This window comes from Rhodanobacter sp. B04 (genome assembly GCF_002001125.1).
In the GTDB taxonomy this organism is placed as follows: domain Bacteria; phylum Pseudomonadota; class Gammaproteobacteria; order Xanthomonadales; family Rhodanobacteraceae; genus Rhodanobacter.
On the sequence record NZ_MUNV01000004.1, the window covers coordinates 1 to 615 of the forward strand.

The following is a 615-nucleotide window of genomic DNA, read 5'->3' on the forward strand; positions in this document are numbered from 1 at the left end:
CTAACGCTGGAGTTAAGCGGCGGCGTAGCCGTCCGCCTTGAACGAGTAGTTAGACGATACTTTGCGCGGAGGCACGGCGCGCAGCTCTTGCAACAATTGAACAACAATCTTTGAAGCTTTGTCCGGGCAAAGGCTTGGGTTATCCGCTTTAACCGTAACTGTGCGTCCGTTGAAAGTCGCCTGAATCAAGACGGAGCTACCATCCATGACGCCACATGAAATAGATGTCCCGTTGTGCGGTGCTAGCGCGATGACTAAAGCCTCGAGCTTGCGTTGATTAGGGGCAGAACGAGAAGCGCTAAGTGCAGCGGGCTTGATGATGACGTTGCCGTGTGCATATTTTGAGGTGGTATCGAATGTGCGAAGTTGCCCGCTTGCGACCACAGTGCCATGCACATTCCCTAGCATGTAATCACGCGACCAGACCCGGAGAGCAAAGCCCGGCTTGCTGTTGAGCGCCGGCAGCTTTGCGGCGCTGGCATAAGCAAGAGCCATTGGCTCTAGATCGACTTTCTCGACGTAGGCCAGTGAGCCAGCTTGCGCAAGAGGGGCTAACGCGAATATTGCAATGTATAACAATTTCACCTTGGAACCCCTGTATCGCCTAACGCTGAA

At 54.0% G+C, this 615-nt stretch carries 1 protein-coding gene; it reads right to left on the bottom strand.

All coding sequences use genetic code 11. The features are described from left to right. Positions 1-12: 12 nt before the first annotated feature. Positions 13-615, bottom strand: a 603-nt coding sequence (locus B0E46_RS17115) for a hypothetical protein (RefSeq protein WP_217316299.1), incomplete at its 5' end; no start/stop codon positions are given.